Annotated in this window: 15 protein-coding genes and 1 riboswitch; of the genes, 11 read left to right on the top strand and 4 right to left on the bottom strand. The window is 68.9% G+C overall.

All coding sequences use genetic code 11. The features are described from left to right. Nucleotides 1-23 precede the first annotated feature (23 nt). The 7 genes from ACGVWT_RS04410 to ACGVWT_RS04380 all read left to right on the top strand — a co-directional run bounded on the left by ACGVWT_RS04410 (nucleotide 24) and on the right by ACGVWT_RS04380 (nucleotide 8702). Complete coding sequence (locus ACGVWT_RS04410; RefSeq protein WP_315461531.1) at nucleotides 24-1742, top strand: ATP-binding protein; 1719 nt, start codon at nucleotides 24-26, stop codon at nucleotides 1740-1742. Beyond that, on the top strand, nucleotides 1739-3055 hold the full coding sequence (locus ACGVWT_RS04405) for a sigma-54 dependent transcriptional regulator (RefSeq protein ID WP_315461532.1): 1317 nt from the start codon (nucleotides 1739-1741) through the stop codon (nucleotides 3053-3055). The genes ACGVWT_RS04410 and ACGVWT_RS04405 overlap by 4 nt, the downstream gene beginning before the upstream one ends. A gap of 194 nt (nucleotides 3056-3249) precedes the next feature. After that, nucleotides 3250-3882 (top strand): sigma-70 family RNA polymerase sigma factor, encoded by a 633-nt coding sequence (locus ACGVWT_RS04400; protein ID WP_315461533.1) that lies wholly within the window; start codon nucleotides 3250-3252, stop codon nucleotides 3880-3882. 92 nt (nucleotides 3883-3974) lie between these two features. Beyond that, nucleotides 3975-5699, top strand: coding sequence for a VWA domain-containing protein (locus ACGVWT_RS04395; RefSeq protein ID WP_315461534.1), 1725 nt, complete (start codon nucleotides 3975-3977; stop codon nucleotides 5697-5699). A 102-nt stretch (nucleotides 5700-5801) separates the two neighbouring features. Further along, the gene (locus ACGVWT_RS04390; RefSeq protein WP_315461535.1) at nucleotides 5802-6779 is read left to right on the top strand and encodes a tetratricopeptide repeat protein; all 978 of its coding nucleotides are present in this window, start codon (nucleotides 5802-5804) and stop codon (nucleotides 6777-6779) included. Between the two features lie 50 nt (nucleotides 6780-6829). Beyond that, nucleotides 6830-8203, top strand: coding sequence for a ribosome biogenesis GTPase Der (der, locus tag ACGVWT_RS04385; protein ID WP_315461536.1), 1374 nt, complete (start codon nucleotides 6830-6832; stop codon nucleotides 8201-8203). Between the two features lie 82 nt (nucleotides 8204-8285). Further along, nucleotides 8286-8702 carry an Hpt domain-containing protein gene (locus tag ACGVWT_RS04380; RefSeq protein ID WP_116461682.1) on the top strand — a complete coding sequence of 139 codons (417 nt, stop codon included), beginning with the start codon at nucleotides 8286-8288 and terminating at the stop codon, nucleotides 8700-8702. 130 nt (nucleotides 8703-8832) lie between these two features. Here ACGVWT_RS04380 and ACGVWT_RS04375 read toward each other — a convergent pair whose 3' ends face one another. Both ACGVWT_RS04375 and queG read right to left on the bottom strand, forming a co-directional pair. After that, nucleotides 8833-9888 carry a low specificity L-threonine aldolase gene (locus ACGVWT_RS04375; protein WP_315461537.1) on the bottom strand — a complete coding sequence of 352 codons (1056 nt, stop codon included), beginning with the start codon at nucleotides 9886-9888 and terminating at the stop codon, nucleotides 8833-8835. 58 nt (nucleotides 9889-9946) lie between these two features. Next, nucleotides 9947-10054: riboswitch (SAM-I-IV-variant riboswitch) on the bottom strand. Nucleotides 10055-10060: 6 nt separating this feature from the next. Continuing rightward, the gene (queG, locus tag ACGVWT_RS04370; protein WP_315461538.1) at nucleotides 10061-11131 is read right to left on the bottom strand and encodes a tRNA epoxyqueuosine(34) reductase QueG; all 1071 of its coding nucleotides are present in this window, start codon (nucleotides 11129-11131) and stop codon (nucleotides 10061-10063) included. A gap of 66 nt (nucleotides 11132-11197) precedes the next feature. Between queG and ACGVWT_RS04365 the strand changes: the two genes are divergently transcribed. From ACGVWT_RS04365 to ACGVWT_RS04355, 3 genes are read left to right on the top strand one after another with little or no spacing between them, the layout of a single operon-like run. Then, on the top strand, nucleotides 11198-12151 hold the full coding sequence (locus ACGVWT_RS04365; protein ID WP_315461539.1) for an ATP-binding cassette domain-containing protein: 954 nt from the start codon (nucleotides 11198-11200) through the stop codon (nucleotides 12149-12151). After that, complete coding sequence (locus ACGVWT_RS04360) at nucleotides 12148-13377, top strand: ABC transporter permease (RefSeq protein WP_315461540.1); 1230 nt, start codon at nucleotides 12148-12150, stop codon at nucleotides 13375-13377. Before ACGVWT_RS04365 ends, ACGVWT_RS04360 begins: the two co-directional genes overlap by 4 nt. Before the next feature lie 50 nt (nucleotides 13378-13427). Next, the gene (locus tag ACGVWT_RS04355; protein ID WP_116461873.1) at nucleotides 13428-14663 is read left to right on the top strand and encodes a cytochrome P450; all 1236 of its coding nucleotides are present in this window, start codon (nucleotides 13428-13430) and stop codon (nucleotides 14661-14663) included. A gap of 119 nt (nucleotides 14664-14782) precedes the next feature. On the opposite strand, the gene ACGVWT_RS04350 is transcribed toward ACGVWT_RS04355, so the two are convergent. Continuing rightward, nucleotides 14783-15061, bottom strand: a complete 279-nt coding sequence (locus tag ACGVWT_RS04350; RefSeq protein WP_063685943.1) for a hypothetical protein — start codon at nucleotides 15059-15061, stop codon at nucleotides 14783-14785. 65 nt (nucleotides 15062-15126) lie between these two features. Between ACGVWT_RS04350 and msrB the strand changes: the two genes are divergently transcribed. After that, the gene (gene msrB, locus ACGVWT_RS04345; RefSeq protein WP_315461541.1) at nucleotides 15127-15666 is read left to right on the top strand and encodes a peptide-methionine (R)-S-oxide reductase MsrB; all 540 of its coding nucleotides are present in this window, start codon (nucleotides 15127-15129) and stop codon (nucleotides 15664-15666) included. Nucleotides 15667-15888: 222 nt separating this feature from the next. Here the strand turns inward: msrB and ACGVWT_RS04340 are convergent, their stop codons facing one another. Further along, complete coding sequence (locus ACGVWT_RS04340; protein ID WP_116461677.1) at nucleotides 15889-16446, bottom strand: CHAP domain-containing protein; 558 nt, start codon at nucleotides 16444-16446, stop codon at nucleotides 15889-15891. Nucleotides 16447-16480: the final 34 nt, after the last annotated feature.

The raw sequence follows: 16480 nt of genomic DNA, 5'->3' as shown, positions 1-16480 counted from the left end.
CGTCACCGGGGTACGATGCCGGTATGCGGGATTCGAGAGTCGTGCGCCGGATCGGATGGGTGCTCGCCGCGCTGGCGGCCAGCGTGCTGGCGGCACTGGCGATCGGCATGGTCGCCGAACGCAACGCGCGGGCGCGGTTCGAGGCCGCGCTGACCGCCGATGTCCGCCTGCGCCAATCGCTGCTGACCAGCGAGATCGCCCGGTTCCGCCTGCTGCCCGAAGCGCTGTCGGACGATCGCGACGTGGTGGGCACGCTGGCCGGCACGCCCGGCATGGCCACGGTGCTGAACCGGAAGCTGGAGGGGCTGGCCGCCAGCACCGGCGCGGCGGTGATCTATGTGATCGACCGCGACGGCAACACGCTGGCGGCGAGCAACTGGCGCATGCCCGACAGTTTCGTCGGCAACAATTATCGCTTCCGCCGCTATTATGCGCAGGCCGCGCGCACCGGTCAGGCGGAGCAGTTCGCGCTCGGCACCGTCAGCCACCGGCCGGGCCTGTACCTGTCCAGGCGCACCCGCGATGGCGGCGTCGTGGTGGTGAAGCTGGAGCTCGACCGGGTCGAACGCGAATGGCGGCAGGCCGGCGGCATCACCTTTGCGACGGGGCCTCATGGCGTCATCCTGGTCACCAGTCGCGGATCGTGGCGCTTTGCCGAGACGCGCCCGCTAGCGCCCGCCGCCGTCGCAGCGGCCCGCGCCGATTTCGGCATCGCGGCGCTGCGCCCCCGCCCCTGGCGCGATGCCGACGGCCGGCTGACCGATGGCGCGAACGGCGAGACGCTGATGATGGCGACCAGCCCGGCGGATGCCGCCGGCTGGCGCGTGACGCTGGCGATGCCGACGCGCGGCGCGATCACCGCGGCGATGCGCAATGCCGCCGGTGCGGCGGCGCTGGGGATGCTGGCGCTCGTCGCGATGGGCTGGGCCTTGCGCGAGCGCGCCCGCCGCCGCGCCGAACGGACCGAGGCGCTGGAGGCGGCAGTGGCGGAACGCACCGCGGACCTCAGCCGCGAGATCGCCGAACGTGCCGCGGCGGAGGCACGCGCTGACGACCTGCGCGAGGGGCTGCGCCAGGCGAACCGCCTCGCGGCACTGGGCCAGATCACCGCCAGCGTCGCGCACGAAACCGCACAGCCGGTCGCGGCGATCCGCACCTATGCCGCCGCGGGCGAGGCGCTGCTGGATCGCGGCGCGCTGGAGGAGGTGCGCGGCAACCTGCACGCCATCGCACGGCTGACGGAGCGGATCGGTGCGGTGACGGCGGAGTTGCGCGGCTTTTCCCGCAAGGGATCGGGAGCGATCGGCCCGGTGGCGCTCGCCGAAGTGCTCGACGGCGCGCGGCTGATCCTGAAGGAGCGACTGTCGCGCGTCGCGGTGCGCTGGCCCAGCTTGCCGCCCGGCCTGATGGTGGTCGCCGGTCGCGTGCGGCTGGAACAGGTGGTGGTCAACATCCTGCAGAATGCGGTCGAGGCGCTGGATGGCCAGCCCACACCCGCGATCACCATCTCGCTGGACGATCAGGAGGGCGAATATGTGGTGCTGACGATCGCCGATACCGGCCCCGGCATCGCGCCGGACATCGCCGAACGGCTGTTCACCCCCTTCGCCACCAGCCGCCCGACCGGGCTGGGGCTGGGGCTGACGATCGCGCAGGACATCATGCACGACCTCGGCGGATCGCTGCGGCTGGTGCCCAGCGCGCAAGGGGCCGCCTTTGCCATCGCGATGCGGCGCGCATGAGCGAGATCACGCCCCGCGTCGCGCTGGTCGACGACGACGACGATCTGCGCGCCGCGACCGCGCAATGGCTGTCGCTGGCCGGCTTCACCGTCGACAGCTTCGCCGCCGCGCCGCCCGCCCTCGACGCGCTGGGCGCCGACTATCCGGGCGTGGTGGTCAGCGATATCCGCATGCCGATCATGTCCGGGCTGGAGCTGTTCGCGACGCTGCACGCGCGCGATCCGGCGCTGCCGGTGATCCTGGTGACCGGCCATGCCGATGTGGCGACCGCGGTCGGCGCGCTGAAGGCGGGCGCGTGGGATTTCCTGAGCAAGCCGTGCGACCCCGATGCGCTGGTCGCCGCCGTCGGCCGCGCCGCGACGGCACGCGCGCTGACGCTGGAGAACCGGCGATTGCGCGCCGCGGCGGAGGAAGCGGATGGCGGCGGCGTCGCGGCGGCACTGGTCGGCCGCAGCCCGGCGATCCGGCGACTGCGCGAAATGGTGCCGGTGCTGGCCAATGCCGACATCGACCTGTTCATCGAGGGCGAGACGGGGACGGGCAAGGAATTGCTCGCGCGGCTGATCCACCGGGCTGGGCGCCGCGGGCGGCACCGCTTCGTCCCCGTCGCCTGCGCCGCGATCCCCGAGGAGCTGATTGACGGCGAGCTGTTCGGCCCCGGCGACACGGGCGTCATGGCGTCGAGCCGGGGGACGCTGTTCCTCGATGATATCGACCGCGCCTCCCCGCGCCTGCAGGCGCGACTGGTGCCGCTGATCGAGGAGCGCGCGGTGCGGACGGGCGCGCGGGCGCCGGCGCCGATCGATCTGCGCATCATCGCGGCGGGTGGCGAAGCGGGCGAACACGGCCCGGCGGCGATCAGCCCCGAACTCTTCTACCGCCTGGCCGCGGTGCGCCTGCGGTTGCCGCCGCTGCGCGAGCGGCGCGAGGACATCCCCCTACTGTTCGCGCATCTGGTCGACGCGTCCGCCGCCCGGCTGCGCATGCCGGTGCCGCCGCTGACCGCGATGGCGCGCGAGCGGCTGGCAGAGCATCACTGGCCGGGCAACGTGCGCGAGCTGGCGCATTTCGCCGATCGCGTCGTGCTCGACCTGGAACCGGGCGATGGCGCCCCCGCCGTGTCCTCCGCGACGCTGCCCGACCGCGTTGCCGCGTTCGAACGCGAGGCCATGGTGGAGGCGATCCGCGCGGCGGGCGGCGACGCCAGCATCGCGATGGACCGGCTGGGGCTGCCGCGAAAGACCTTCTACTACAAGGTGCAGCGGCATGGCATCGACCTGACCGCGCTGCGTCGCGGCTTGCGCGGCGACTAGGGGCGGAGCCTTACGGGGCCCGCCACCAGTCTCGCGCGAGGCCTAAGAGCTTCGCGAAACGCCGTCCTGCTATTCCCATACACACGTCACCCCAGCGAAGGCTGGGGTCTTTCGCGGCTCCGGGCGCGCTCTGCCGCCGGAAGATCCCAGCCTTCGCTGGGATGACGGCGGGTTGACGCGCATGCACACCGGCCATGGCGTCGCGCGCTGCGATCGGGCAGACAGCGGGCATGGCGGGGGACGGTCTTGATGGGCAGGCGCGATCGGACGGTGCGCCGTCGGCCGCCGGCCCAGCGCCGAGCTCCCAAGGCGATCCCGATGCCGATCTGGTCGCTGCAGCGGTAGCGGGAGATCGCGACGCGTTCGGGACACTGATCGATCGGCATTACGACCGGATCCACGCGCTCGCCTGGCAGCTGACCGGATCGCGCAGCGATGCGGAGGATATTGCGCAGGACGTCTGCTGTGCGCTCGTCCGGCGGATCGGCAGCTTCCGCGGTGAGGCACGGTTTTCGACCTGGCTGTGCGGCATCACCTTCAACGCCTGCCGCGATGCGCGGCGCCGCGGCCGCGCGTTTCGCGGGCTGACCGAACGGCTGGCGGTGATCGCCGGGATCGGGCGCGGCGGCGATCATGCCGATCTGCACGATGCGATGTGGGTAAAGAGCGCGGTGATGAAGCTGCCCGCCGCCTATCGCGATACGGTGGTGCTGGTCGCGGGGCAGCAGCTGACCCATGCGGAAGCGGCGACGATCCTAGGCGTCGCCGAAGCGACGGTGTCGTGGCGCCTGCACGAGGCGCGCAAGCGGCTGGGCGGGGGCGTGTAAAAAAAATGCGCGGGCGTTCCCAAGGATCATGCGGGCTGCCGCGTCGAAGGAACAGGCGGACGATGTGCCGCCGGTTCTTCGAGGAGACTGCCATGACCCGTGCCCGCTTCACCCGCCGCCCCGCCCTGCTTGCCGCACTTGGCCTGCCCGCGCTGCTCGTCGCCGGCTGTGCCGACACCGCGCAGCGAACTGGCACAGAGACGCCGGTTCCTGTCGCGCAGCAGGCGGCAAACGACGTCACGGTGACGGGGTCGCGCGTCATCGCCCCCAATGAGCCGGCACCGCCGCCCCCGCCGCCGCCCGCACCGGCGCCGATGATGATGATGTCGGCGCAGCGCATCGGCATGCCATTGCCACCGCACGCACCGCCCTTTTCAATGACCGGCCGCGACCGCTTCACGCCGATCAAGCAGAACCCGTTCCAGCGCGTCGCCGAGGCACCCGTCTCCACATTCTCGCTCGACGTCGACACCGCCTCCTATGCGTTCGTGCGTGCGTCGCTCAACCGCGGCATGCTGCCGCCGCGCGACGCGGTGCGGACCGAGGAGCTGGTGAACTATTTCCCCTATGACTATGCGCCCGCGAAGAGCGCGGCGGAGCCGTTCAGCACCGATCTGTCGGTCTTTCCCAGCCCCTGGGCGCCGGGGCGGCTGATCGTCCGCGTCGGCGTGCGCGGCTACGACCTGACCCGCACCACCCGGCCGCGCGCCAACCTCGTCTTCCTGGTCGACACGTCGGGATCGATGATGGAGCCGAACAAGCTGCCGCTGGTCAAACAGTCGCTGCGGCTGCTGCTCGATAGCCTGGGCGAGGACGACCGGGTGGCGATCGTTGCCTATGCGGGTCAGGCCGGTACCGTTCTGGAGCCAACACCGGCGAGCGACCGGACCCGCATCCTCGCCGCGCTCGACCGGTTGGAAGCGGGCGGCAGCACCGCGGGCGCAGAGGGGATCCGCCAAGCCTATGCGCTCGCCGAACGCGTCTTCGATCCCAAGGGCGTCAACCGCGTCATCCTGGCGACCGACGGCGACTTCAACGTCGGCATCACTGATCAGGACCAGCTGAAAACCTATATCGAGGCGGAGCGGGCCAAGGGCGTGTATCTGTCCGTGCTCGGCTTCGGCATGGGCAATTACAACGATGCACTGATGCAGACGCTGGCGCAGAACGGCAACGGCGTCGCCGCGTACATCGACACGCTGAACGAAGCGCGCAAGACGCTGGTGACGGAAGCCAGTTCGTCGCTGTTCCCGATCGCCAAGGACGTGAAGGTGCAGGTGGAGTTCAATCCCGCCGCGGTCGCCGAATATCGCCTGATCGGATACGAAAACCGGCTGCTGGCGCGCGAGGACTTCAACAACGACAAGATTGACGCCGGCGATGTCGGCGCCGGGAGGACGGTGACGGCGCTGTACGAAGTGGTGCCGGTCGGCGGCCCCCGCACGGTCGATCCGCTGCGCTACGGCAAGCCCGCCAAGGCCGGCGCGGCGAAGGCGCGCGCGGCGGAGCTGGGCTTCGTCAAGATCCGCTACAAACTGCCCAAGGCGTCGATCAGCCGGTTGATCGCGCGGCCGATCCCGCTGGCTCACGCCGCGCGCTTCGCCGATGCGCCGCGCGATGCGCGCTTCGCCACGGCGGTGGCAGGGTTCGCCGAGCTGCTACGCGGCGGCACCTATGAAGGGCGGTTCGGCTATGGCGACGTCGCACGCATCGCCGCCGCTGCGAAGGGGGCCGATCCGTTCGGCTATCGCGCCGAATTCATCGACCTCGTCGTCAAGGCGCATGCCGCCCAGGCGATGCCGCCGCTGGTGCGCTGAGCGATGGCGGGCGGCATTGGCGCTTCCGGTGGCTGCGTCGATGCCGCTATAGCCGGGGGGATGGCGTGCGTTCTTTCCCCCTGCCCGGCCGGTTGAGCCGCGATGGACGACGATCTCGCCCGCCAGCTGCCCGATCCGCCGCCGCCCCGTCCCGCCGCGCGGCGGGCGGCGCGCGATGCGGCGATGGCACGGTTCGATGGGGTGGAGGCGCCGACTTCGCCCAGGCGCCAACCGCCCGCACGTGCCGGCTGGCGCTTGCGGCCGGGGCCGGTGGGGGCGCTCGCCTCGATCGCGCTCGTCGCATTGGTGGGCATCCCGATGGCGCTCGATCATCGCGACGTGCCGAGCGAGGTCGCGCGCCAGCGACCCGCCACGGGTGTTCGGCCGGAGCGGATCGTAGCGGACCGGGTGAGGCCGGCGCCGGCATCCGCCGTAAAGGCTGAACCGACTGCCACCCCCTCCTCAGCGCCCCGCCGCGCGACAGAGGCGCAGGAGGATGCCGCTCCGCCGCCGCCCCCTGCGCCCGCACCCGCGCCGGTGTCCGCGCCCGCACCGCTGCCGGAAGCCGTGGTGGAACCTGCGCCGCCCCCACCTCCACCGCCGCCCCCGCCCCCCGCGCCCGAAGCGTCCATGGAGGCGATGTCCGCCCCGGCTCCGGCGCAGGAGGTTGTGGTCACGGGATCGCGTGTCGCGCGCCGCACCGGCGTCGGTCGCTACACGGAACGCGCCTGCGCCGACTGCGCCTCTAGCCGCGCTGCCGATCCCGCGGAGACGGCGTTACGCGTCGGCATCGTCGCACTGGAGACTGGCGATCCCACCGCCGCGATCGGCGCATTCGACCGGGCCATCGCGCTGCGCCCCGGTTTCGCGAGCGCCTATCTGAACCGCGCGCTCGCCTATCGGCAGCGCGGGGACCTTTCGCGGGCGGAAAAGGATATGGACCGCGCGATCCGTCTTGATCGCTCCGTCCGCGCCTATCGTCTGCGCAGCGATATTCGGGCAGCGCGCGGCGATGCCAGGCGCGCGCAGAAGGATCGCGAGCGCGCCGACCGGCTGGAGGCGGACGGCGCCGGGCGATAGGCGTTTCCCCGGGACTTGGTGTTTGCACCCGCCTCCCCTAAAGCACCGGCATGTCCCGTCTTCCTATCGTCGCGATCGTCGGCCGTCCCAATGTCGGCAAGTCGACGCTGTTCAACCGCCTCGTCGGCAAGAAACTCGCGCTGGTCGACGATCGGCCGGGCGTGACGCGCGACCGGCGCGAAGGCGATGCGACGCTGATCGGGATGGACTTCCGCGTCGTCGATACTGCCGGCTACGAGGATCACGACGCCCAGACGCTGCCCGGCCGCATGCGCCTGCAGACCGAGGCGGCAATCGGCCAGGCCGACGTGGCGCTGTTCCTGGTCGATGCGCGCGCCGGCGTGGTGCCGCTCGACGAAGAGATCGCGCGCTGGCTGCGCTCGTCGTCCACCCCCGTCGTGCTCGCCGCCAACAAGGCGGAGGGGAAGGCCGGCGAACAGGGCATCCTCGAATCCCTCGCGCTGGGCTTCGGCGATCCGGTGCAGCTGTCCGCCGAACATGGCGAGGGCATGGGAGACCTGTTCGAGGCGCTGCTCCCCCATCTGGAAGCCGCGATCGAGGCGATGCCGGAGGACGAGGACGACGACGCCCCCGACGCACCGCTGAAGCTCGCGATCGTCGGGCGCCCCAACGCGGGCAAATCGACGCTGATCAACAAGATGCTGGGCGAAGACCGGATGATCACCGGGCCGGAAGCCGGCATCACCCGCGATTCGATCGCGGTCGACTGGACGTGGTACGACCGTGACAACATTCCCCGCGCGGTGCGGCTGATCGACACCGCCGGTATGCGCAAGCGCGCCAAGGTGCAGGACAAGCTGGAAAAGCTGTCGGTCGCCGATGCGCTGCACGCGGTGGATTTCGCCGAGGTGGTCGTGCTGCTGCTCGATGCGACGCTGGGGCTGGAGGCGCAGGACCTGCGCATCGCCGACAAGGTGCTGTCGGAAGGCCGCGCGCTCGTGATCGCGCTGAACAAATGGGACGTCGCCGAAAACGCCTCGTCGCTGTTCAACGGCGTCAAGCGTGCGCTGGAGGACGGTCTGTCCCAGGTGAAGGGCGTCACGGTGATGACCGTGTCGGCGGCGACCGGCAAGGGCATCGACCAACTGATCCAGGCGTGTTTCGAAACGCGCGAAGCCTGGTCGCAGCGCGTCGGCACCGGCGAGCTCAACCGCTGGTTCGAACGCGCGGTCGAAGCGAATCCCCCGCCCGCCCCCGGCGGCAAGCGGATCAAGATGCGCTACGTCACGCAAATCAAGACGCGACCGCCCAGCTTCGTGATCTTTGGTACGCGCGTCGATCAATTGCCGGCGAGCTATGAACGCTATCTGGTCAATTCTATGCGTAAGGACCTGGGATTTGGGGCAGTTCCTGTTCGACTGACCTTCCGCGCGCCGAAGAATCCCTTCGACAACAAAGATTAGAGTCCGCCCTAATCGGCCGCTTCGGCAACCTGCTGTTTACCGCTGCTCAATATGGTCGGTCCGATCCTGAGGGGAGAAGGCCGTGTCGTTCGAAGGCAGCACGTTGGTGGATTGGGCGGCGTTCGCCCAGGCGCGCGCCGAACTGGGCGCCGGCTTCGTGCGCATATTGGGCTATTTCCGCGAAGACGGCGTGAAATCGGTGTCGGCGATCGAGCAGGCGATGCGCGCGCAAACCGCCGCCGCGATGGTCATCCCCGCCCACACGCTGAAAGGCGAGGCGCGTCAGTTCGGTGCGGAGCCGCTGGCGATGCTGGCCGAGACGATCGAGGAATTCGCGCGCGACTGCGTCGAGCGCCACGAAACCTGCGAAGAGGCGCTGGAGCATGTCGTGCGCCTGCGCCCGCTGTTCTTCGAAACGCTGGCGCTGCTGGAGCGCGAGGCGAACCCGCTCGTGCCGCGGCGGCCGCCGGGTGGGGCCTTCGGGCGGCGATTGGGGTGACCTGGGGAACGTCATCCCAGCGAAGGCTGGGATCTTCCCATTGGCGAACGGTGCGTTCCCTCACGGAGAGACCCCAGCCTGCGCTGAGATGACGGTGGTTAGGGACTGGGCTGACGGCGTTAGCTTGCCGCTAGGCCGCTAGTTCCAGCGTCGCGCCCACGGCCCCGCGGATATCCGTCGCCAATGCGTCGACCCGCACCGGATCCGCGTCCCAGGCGAACATGAAGCGCGCGCCGCCGCCGATGAAGGTGTAGAAGCGCCAGCCGCGCTGCCGCAGCGTATCGAGCACCGGTTCGGGCGCGATCAGGAACACCGAATTCGCCTGCACCGTGAACAGCAGCTCGATACCGGGCAGCCCCGACACCTGATCCGCCAGCCGCCGCGCCGCGGCATTGCCGTGTTCGGCATTGCGCAGCCATGCGCCACTCTCGATCAGCCCGATCCACGGGGCCGAGAGGAAGCGCATCTTCGACGCGAGCTGACCCGCCTGCTTGCAGCGATAGTCGAAATCCTCGGCCAGGCTGCGGTCGAAGAAGATCACCGCCTCGCCGATCGCCAAGCCGTTCTTGGTGCCGCCGAAGCACAGCACGTCGACGCCCGCTTCCCAGGTGATCGCCGCGGGAGAGCAACCGAGCGCCGCGCAGGCATGCGCGAAGCGCGCACCGTCCATGTGCAGCTTCAGTCCCAGTTCGCGGCACACCGCGGAAATCGCCTGCACCTCGGCAATCGAATAGACCTGCCCCGTCTCGGTCGGCTGGGTGATCGTGACGACGCGCGGTTTGGGGAAGTGGATGTCGGACCGGCTGGTCGCGAGGCTGCGGATCGCGTCCGGCGTCAGCTTGCCGTCGGCGGATGGCGCGAGCAGCAGCTTCGACCCGTTCGAGAAGAATTCCGGCGCACCGCATTCGTCGGTTTCGACATGCGCCGCCGACGAACAGATGACGCTGTGATACGATTGGCAGAGCGACGCGAGCGCCAGCGAATTGGCCGCGGTGCCGTTGAACACGAAGAACACCTCCGCATCTTTCGCGAACAGCGTGCGCAAACGATCTGCGGCCGCCTGCGTCCAGTCGTCGTCGCCATAGGCGACCGCGGACCCTGCATTGGCGGCAAGCATCGCCTGGATCGCCTCGGGGCAGGCGCCCGCATAATTGTCGCTGGCGAATTGCTGGGGCTGGGCGGTCACGGGGCGTCGTCCTTGTGCTTGCGGTATCGCACCGACAAGCCGAACGACGATGTGGCGTGAGGTCCCGTTTGGTTGCCGGTCCGGCCACATCCCCCCGTTGCCGGGGGCGCCACCTTGCTCGGGGAGCAGGTTGGCGTCGAACGTCGTTCGACTCTTGATGCTGGCGGCGCGGTTAGCCGCCGCTTCCCGTGCGGTCAAGCCGTGCGCGGGCCCAGGCCGCCGCCTCCGCCACCACCGGGTCGTCATCGCCGAGCAGGCGGTCGAGCGCGGGGATCAGCGCCGGCGACCCGCTATTGCCCGCAGCGATGGCAGCGTTGCGGACCATGCGGCCCCGGCCGATGCGCTTGATCGGCGACCCGGAAAACACCTGCCGAAAATCCGTATCTTCGAGCGCCAGCAGGTCGGCGAGCGCAGGCGCGGTCAGTTCGGCGCGCGGGTGGAACGCCATATTGGCGGCGGCGCTCGCGGCGAACTTGTTCCAGGGGCACACCGCAAGGCAATCGTCGCAGCCGTAGATGCGGTTGCCGATGCCCGTCCGAAACTCCTCCGGGATCGGCCCGGCATGTTCGATGGTGAGGTAGGAGATGCAGCGCCGCGCATCGAGGCGATAGGGCGCAGGAAAGGCATCGGTCGGACAGGCGCGTTGGCACGCATCACACGATCCGCAACTGTCGCGCCCCGGCGTGTCGGGCGCAAGATCGAGCGTCGTATAGATCACGCCGAGGAACAGCCAGCTGCCGTGATCCCGGCTGACGAGATTGGTGTGCTTGCCCTGCCAGCCGAGGCCGGCGGCTTCGCTCAACGGCTTTTCCATCACCGGCGCGGTATCGACGAACACCTTGAGGTCGCACCCCGCCTCGCGCGCCAGCCAGCGGCCCAGCGCCTTCAGCGCGCGTTTGACCACATCGTGATAATCGCCGCCCTGCGCATAGACGGAGATGCGGCCGACCTCCCCCTCGCCCGCCAGCGCCAGCGGATCGACTGCGGGCGCATAGCTCATGCCGAGCGCGATGACGCTGCGCACGTCGCTCCATAGGGCAGCCGGCGCGGCGCGCTGGGCACTGCGCTCCTCCATCCAGATCATACCGCCGTGGCGCCCCTCGTCGAGCCACTGCCGCAACCGCTCGCCACTCTTGGGCGCGGCGTCGGCATGCGCGATCCCGCAGGCGACGAAGCCGAGCGCCGCCGCCTCGGCCTTGATCCGCGCTTCGATAGGGGTCGGGGAAGGCTTGTCTTTCGCCACGCGCGCCCGCTACCACAGACGTCACGACGACACACTCACCCATTCGGGTCGAGCGAATGGGGGCGGATGGTGGGATCAAGCGAACCGGCGGTTTTTGCCGAACATCTGGTCAAGCGCTTCGGCGAGCGGCGCGTCGTCGACGGCGTCGACCTGTCGGTGCCGCGCGGCGCGATCTACGGCGTGCTCGGCCCCAATGGCGCGGGCAAGACGACGACGCTGCGCACCCTGCTCGGCATTATCGAACCCGACGAGGGGCACCGATCGATCCTGGGTCATGCCGCCCCGCGCGAGGCGAGCGACCGTGTCGGCTATCTGCCCGAAGAGCGCGGCCTGTACCCGTCGATGAAGGCGCGCGACGCCATCGCCTTCATGGGCGCGCTGCGCGGGCTCGACCGCCGCACCGGCCGCGCACGTGCCGCCGAAATGATGGAGGCCGCAGGGCTGGGCCATGCGATCGACGAGAAGATCAAGAAACTGTCGAAGGGCATGGCGCAGCTCGTCCAGCTGCTGGGATCGGTGGTGCATCGCCCCGATCTGCTGGTGCTCGACGAACCGTTCAGCGGCCTCGATCCGGTCAATCAGGAAAAGCTCGAATCGCTGATCCTCGCCGAGCGCGATCGCGGCGCGACGGTGCTGTTCTCGACCCATATCATGGCGCATGCCGAGCGCGTGTGCGACCGGCTTGCGATCATCGCTGGCGGCAAACGCCGCTTCGAAGGCACGGTGGATGCGGCACGCGGTACGTTGCCCAGCCAGGTCCGCTACCTGCCGACGCATCCCGACGCCGCCATTGCCGAGGTGCTGCCGCATGACGCGATGCGCGACGGAGACGGCTGGCGCTTCCAGCTGCCCGGCGAGGGGATCGAGGGGCTACTCGGCACGCTGATCGCGCGCGGATACGGCATCGGCGGCCTGTCGATCGAGCGGCCCAGCCTGCACGACGCCTTCGTCCGCATCGTCGGCCGCGATGCCGCCAACCAGCCGGGCGCCGATCAGCCGAATGGGGGAGCCGCCGCATGACCAACCTTGCCCGCACGCTGCGCCAGGCGCTCACCATCGCACGCCGCGACTTCATCGCGACCGTCTTCACGCCGATCTTCCTGCTGTTCCTGTTCGCGCCGGTCATCATGGGATCGTTCGGCGCGATCGGCGGCATGGGTGCGGCGAGCGTCGCCGACGGCCGCGCCGACAAGACGCGGATGGTCGCGATCCTCTCGCCCGATCAGGCGCGCGTGATGACCGACGCGGACGACCGCCTGCGCGACGTCTTCCGCCGCGACGAAGAGGCGCCCCCCGCCCTCGCCACGCTGACGCCGTCGGGCGACACCGCGGCGCAGGCGCGCGCCGCATTCGAAAGCAAGGATTATGAGGCGAGCGCGGTGCTGTACGGCCCGCTCGACCGACCGCAGATCCTGTACGGCCCGCGCGGCAAGCGCGCTGCCGATTATCTGGGCGTGCTGGCGCAGGAAACGCTGACCGCCGACAAGCTGGGCAGCGTCGTGCCGCGCGTCGTCGCGACCAAGACGCCGCTGGAGCGGCAGAGCGGATCGGCAGGCAACCGCCGCCAATCCGCCTCGTTCGCGGTGTTCGGCGTGTTCCTGTTGAACCTGTTCCTCGCCAGCCAGGTCGTCGGCACGATGGCCGAAGAGCGCAACAACAAGGTGATCGAGGTGCTCGCCGCCGCGGTGCCGCTGGAAAGCGTGTTCCTAGGCAAATTGCTGGGCATGTTCGGTGTCGCGTTGCTGTTCGTCGGCTTCTGGGGGACGATCATCGCCAAATTGGGCTCGTTCCTACCCGCCGACGTCGCGCGCGCGCTGGCAATCCAGACCGCGGTCGGCACGCCGGTGTTCGTCGCGCTGTTCGTCACCTATTTCACCATGGCGTATCTGCTGCTCGGCTCCGCCTTCCTCGTCGTCGGCGCGCAGGCGTCGACCCCGCGCGAGATACAGATGCTCGCGCTGCCGATTTCGGTACTGCAGATGGGCATGCTCGCGCTGGCGCTGGCCGGCACCGCCAACCCCACCGGCTGGATCGCGACCGTGGCGGAGCTGTTCCCGCTGTCGTCGCCCTTCGCGATGGCCGGCCGCGCGGCGACCTCGCCGACGATCTGGCCGCATCTGGCGGCGATCGCGTGGCAGCTATTGTGGGTGACGATCTTCATCACGCTCGGCGCGCGGCTGTTCCGGCGTGGCGTATTGCAGTCGGGCAGCGCCCGGCCGTTCTGGCGGCGCGCGAAAGCCAATTGACATAAGTGTCAGTCAGGTATCTCCTGTCGTCAAAAGACGGGAGAGAGATGATGGCGACCCTGATGCAGGCGGCGGCACACGCCGTCGATCCATTCGATGTTAGCCGCGCGGAGTTGTACCGCGACGACACCTGGCAGGCGCCCTTCGCGCAATTGCGCAGCGAGGCGCCGGTCTATCGTTGCGAGCATAGCGACTACGGCCCCTATTGGTCCGTTTCGACCTACAAGCCGATCGTCGAGGTCGAGTCGCTGCCCGACATCTATTCATCCGAAGTCGGCGGCATCACGCTCGCCGATTTCATCCCCGAAAGCGACGTGCGCATGCCGATGTTCATTGCGCGCGATCGGCCGGTGCATACCGGGCAGCGGCGGACAGTGGCACCCGCCTTCACGCCGTCCGAAATGGTGCGGATGAGCGACGACATCCGCCGCCGCACGGCCGAAATCCTCGACAGCCTGCCGTGGAACACGCGGTTCGACTGGGTCGATACCGTCTCGATCGAATTGACGACGCAGATGCTCGCCATCCTGTTCGACTTCCCGTGGGAGGACCGGCGCAAGCTGACCTTCTGGTCCGACTGGGCGGGTGATATCGAACTGGTGAAGAACGAGGAACTGCGCAAGCAGCGCCTCGGCTACATGTACGAATGCGGCGCCTACTTCCAGAATCTGTGGAATGCCAAGGTCGGCCAGCCGCAGACGCCCGACCTGATCAGCATGATGATCCATTCGGACGCGATGAGCCACATGGATCATTTCGAATTCATTGGAAACCTGATCCTGCTGATCGTCGGTGGCAACGACACGACGCGCAACTCGATGACCGCGCTCGCTTACGGCCTCGATCGCTTCCCCGACGAGCGGGCGAAGCTGGAGGCGGACCCATCGCTGATCCCCAACACGACGCAGGAGATCATCCGCTGGCAGACGCCGCTTGCGCACATGCGCCGCACCGCGACGCGCGATACCGAACTGATGGGGCAGACGATCCGCGAAGGCGACAAGCTGGCGCTGTGGTACCTATCGGCCAACCGCGATGAGAGCGTGTTCGGCGCGGATGCCGACAAGATCGTGGTCGACCGGCCCAATGCGCGACGCCACCTCGCCTTCGGCCATGGCATCCACCGCTGCGTGGGCGCGCGGCTGGCCGAGTTGCAGATCGGCATCCTGATGGAGGAAATGGCGAAGCGGCGGATGCGGGTAAACGTCGTCGGCGAACCGACGCGCGTCGCCGCCTGCTTCGTGCATGGCTACCGGCAGTTGCCGGTGGAAATCAGCCGGTATTGATCGTCCCGTCCGGAATTTCGTCATTGCGAGCGTAGCGAAGCAATCCAGAGCCGCACCAGGACGCCCTGGATTGCCACGCTTCGCTCGCAATGACGAAGGGGGATGCGCAGGGCCGTCCCTCAGTTGGGCTTCACCACCTCAACACTCACCGGCGCCACGCCCGAACAGTCGCCCGCTTCCGCCTTGGCGACCGCAGCCGGCTTCTTGCGGCCCATCGTCCAATTCGCCTGCATCCGCACGCGCGGGTTGGGCGCACACCAGATTTCGCCGGTGTCGTTGATCGCGGTGACCCAGATGAGATTGTGCTCCTGCCCGTAATCGATGACGGCGAAGGCGTAACCTGCCCCCTTGTCGAGGACATGGACGGGAAGCGGCGGGTCGAGCTGCTGGAAGGACATGGAAATACCTTTCGGCCATGCCAAGCGCGCGAATCGATCGCGAAGTTCCCACCTGGATCAATAGCATGGGTGGGGATGAAACCGGCCGCATCGCGCCTTACATCACGATCATGACCGATCAGCCCAGCCGCCGCTCGCTTCTCTCCCTCGCCGCCACCGGTGCCGTCGGCGCCGTTCTGTGGGGGTGCCGCAACGCGCCGGCCGCCGCCGCGGAACGCTATCCGGTGGAGATGAGCGATACGGCCTGGCGCAAGAAACTGGGCGATGCTGCGTGGACCGTGCTGCGGCACGAGGGTACCGAGCGGCCCTATTCCAGCCCTCTGAACGACGAACATCGTGCCGGCACCTTCGCGTGCAAGGGCTGCGCACAGCCGGTGTTCTCGTCGAAGACCAAGTTCGAAAGCGGCACCGGCTGGCCTAGCTTTTATGCGCCGCTGAAGGGTGCGGTCGGCACGCGCAGCGATCGATCGCTGATGATGGAGCGCGTCGAGGTGCATTGCAGCCGCTGCGGCGGGCATCTGGGCCATGTGTTCGACGACGGGCCGAAGCCGACCGGCAAGCGCTATTGCATGAACGGCGTGGCGATGACGTTCCGGGCGGGGTGAGGGCGGCCTGCCGTCCCTGCTTTGTGGGTTAGGACGACGGGAACCTCACCTCATCCCAGCGAAGGCTGGGATCTTTCGCGGCTCTGTCGCGGGCTATCATTCGGAGATCCCAGCCTTCGCTGGGATGACGCTTGGCTAGATATGCGGGTCAGGCTTTTCAGACCCCGGGCTTCGCAGGGATGACGGACGCTGTAACGGTAAGGGTCTGTCCGCAGCCCCAAATTACTTCGCGGCGACCGGAACCACCGGCACGGCGGCAGCGGTGGCGATGATGCTGGTGTCCATGTCGACCGTCGGCGCGGCGGGCTCGTCATCCAGCGCCGGGGCGTGGCCCGAATAGATGAAGCCGTTGGTGGGATAGCTCGAGGTGCCGAGGCCGCCGGTCGGGCCGTACCACACCTTTACTTCGCTCCAGTCGCCGGCCGCCGAGACGTCGATCGCGCGGACGTTGCGCTCGATCGCGCCGGGGCGCGACCAATTGGCGTGGGTGAGCAGCACTTCGCGGTCGCTGACCACCCGCGACACCATCGCGACATGGCCGACGCGCATGCGGCGGGTGGACTGGAAGGCGAGGACCGCACCGACCTTGGGCGCATGGCCGCGTTCGTACTTGCCGGCGGCCTGGCTCCACCAGGTGTTGGCGTTGCCGTGAATGTCGATGCCCGAGATTTCGCGGGCATACGGCGCGCACTGCCAGAACTGCGCCATGGCCGGGGTGGCCATCATCAGGCCGCACGATACCACCAGCGCAAAACGCGCTGCCAACGCCTTCAAAGTCATTTGCTGACCCCCCGGTCAAAACCCGTTCGTCGAG

It is taken from the genome of Sphingomonas sp. S6, assembly GCF_043498045.1.
Lineage (GTDB): Bacteria > Pseudomonadota > Alphaproteobacteria > Sphingomonadales > Sphingomonadaceae > Sphingomonas.
The sequence above is the reverse complement of the archived record's forward strand: the minus strand, read 5'-3'. Positions and strand labels throughout refer to the sequence as shown.

What these genes read in the sequence shown, in the direction of transcription:
- ACGVWT_RS04395 (WP_315461534.1), top strand. Translation starts at nt 3,975, where the DNA reads ATGACCCGTGCCCGCTTCACCCGCCGCCCCGCCCTGCTTGCCGCACTT.
- ACGVWT_RS04400 (WP_315461533.1), top strand. Translation starts at nt 3,250, where the DNA reads ATGGCGTCGCGCGCTGCGATCGGGCAGACAGCGGGCATGGCGGGGGAC.
- ACGVWT_RS04405 (WP_315461532.1), top strand. Translation starts at nt 1,739, where the DNA reads ATGAGCGAGATCACGCCCCGCGTCGCGCTGGTCGACGACGACGACGAT.
- ACGVWT_RS04360 (WP_315461540.1), top strand. Translation starts at nt 12,148, where the DNA reads ATGACCAACCTTGCCCGCACGCTGCGCCAGGCGCTCACCATCGCACGC.
- ACGVWT_RS04355 (WP_116461873.1), top strand. Translation starts at nt 13,428, where the DNA reads ATGGCGACCCTGATGCAGGCGGCGGCACACGCCGTCGATCCATTCGAT.
- ACGVWT_RS04340 (WP_116461677.1), bottom strand. Translation starts at nt 16,446, where the DNA reads ATGACTTTGAAGGCGTTGGCAGCGCGTTTTGCGCTGGTGGTATCGTGC.
- der (WP_315461536.1), top strand. Translation starts at nt 6,830, where the DNA reads ATGTCCCGTCTTCCTATCGTCGCGATCGTCGGCCGTCCCAATGTCGGC.
- ACGVWT_RS04390 (WP_315461535.1), top strand. Translation starts at nt 5,802, where the DNA reads ATGGACGACGATCTCGCCCGCCAGCTGCCCGATCCGCCGCCGCCCCGT.
- ACGVWT_RS04350 (WP_063685943.1), bottom strand. Translation starts at nt 15,061, where the DNA reads ATGTCCTTCCAGCAGCTCGACCCGCCGCTTCCCGTCCATGTCCTCGAC.
- msrB (WP_315461541.1), top strand. Translation starts at nt 15,127, where the DNA reads ATGGGTGGGGATGAAACCGGCCGCATCGCGCCTTACATCACGATCATG.
- ACGVWT_RS04410 (WP_315461531.1), top strand. Translation starts at nt 24, where the DNA reads ATGCGGGATTCGAGAGTCGTGCGCCGGATCGGATGGGTGCTCGCCGCG.
- ACGVWT_RS04365 (WP_315461539.1), top strand. Translation starts at nt 11,198, where the DNA reads ATGGTGGGATCAAGCGAACCGGCGGTTTTTGCCGAACATCTGGTCAAG.